Raw genomic sequence first — 1,249 nt, 5'->3', positions numbered from 1 at the left:
CGCCGCGCCGCAGGTGCATCGCGTGCAGCCGGGCGACACGCTGTTCAACATCTCACGGCGCTTCAACGTGAGCGTGCAGGTGCTGCGCGAGCTCAACCACCTGGCCTCCGATGAGGTGAAGCTGGGCCAGAAGCTGCTGGTGCCGCAGAGCTGAGCCCCGGCCGGCCAGGCGCTGGCCCGCATAGCCCGCGCAAAATATAGGGGTTCGCAATCAGCGGCTTGTGGGCGGTACGGGCACGGTTTGCCAATTGAGGGCGAAATTGCGGGGTAATCGGCCTGCATTTTGAAAGAGGCCGCAACTCAACCTTTCCGTTTGCGCTCAATGAGAGAGAAAATCGCCTCGCTGCTGCTGGCCGCCGGCCTGCTGGCATCCTGCTCGAAAAAGGAAGCCGAGCCCCAGCCCGCACCCGCGGCCCCGGCCCAGGCCGCCACCCTGAACGTCGTGTTCGACTTTTACGCCACGGGCAGCAGCGCCGCCCACACGCAGTCGCTGAGCCTGGTGCCGCAAAAGCCAGTTGCCCCGCAGTCCAGCGACCGCGTGCTCATCAAGCTGGAGTATGCCAACTCGGCGTTTTTTGTGGAAGACCAGCTGCTGCTCACGCTGCCCCTGAGCCGGCAGAAGCCCGGGTTGGTGGGCACCTACACGCTGGCATCGCAGCCCGATGCCAGCCGGGGCGAGGTGCTGGTGGCCTACACCCGGCCCACCAGCAGCAGCTCCAACCTGTACTCCAACGTGTACGACAGCAACCGCAACCAGCTGGAAGGCAGCCTGACCATCAGTGCCTACGATGCCGGCCGGCGGCTTATCAGCGGTTCCTACACAGTGAAGGCCGTAAACGCGAAATCACCCTTCAGCTTCCGGTCTTACGGTGCGGCCGATTCCCGGCCCGACGGCGACCTGCGCCTGACGGGTACCTTCACCGAGCTGCCCATGCAGTAGCCGGGCAGCTCAATGCGGTAGCTCCTCCTTGCAACTGTATATGAACAAGCCTACTCCGCTGCTGCTACTGGCCGTTCTATTGGCGGCCTGCTCGAAAAAAGACGCCGACCCGCAGCCCGCGCCCGTGCCGGCCGTGCAGGCCAGCCTCACCCGCGCTTTTACGTACCCGGCCAGCTCCAGCCTCGATACCGAGCTGACGTACACGCAGAAAACCCTGCACATCGGCGGGCGGCTGGATGCGGCCGGCCTGGTGCTGGGCTTCGACGCGCCCGAGGGCAGCGACAACATCAGCTTCACGATTCCGGCCGC

2 protein-coding genes are annotated in these 1,249 nt (G+C 65.2%); both read left to right on the top strand.

From position 1 onward, the window contains the following. Positions 1-322 precede the first annotated feature (322 nt). Positions 323-940, top strand: coding sequence for a hypothetical protein (locus tag ACYVDE_RS23255; protein WP_460503908.1), 618 nt, complete (start codon positions 323-325; stop codon positions 938-940). Between the two features lie 40 nt (positions 941-980). Then, a partial coding sequence (locus ACYVDE_RS23250; RefSeq protein ID WP_460503907.1) for a hypothetical protein occupies positions 981-1,249 on the top strand: 269 nt, incomplete at its 3' end.

The organism is Hymenobacter agri (genome assembly GCF_054778495.1).
This window is presented reverse-complemented; position numbering and strand designations above follow the sequence as displayed.

Coding starts and splice junctions, on each gene's coding strand:
- ACYVDE_RS23255 (WP_460503908.1), top strand. CDS start 323: ATGAGAGAGAAAATCGCCTCGCTGCTGCTGGCCGCCGGCCTGCTGGCA.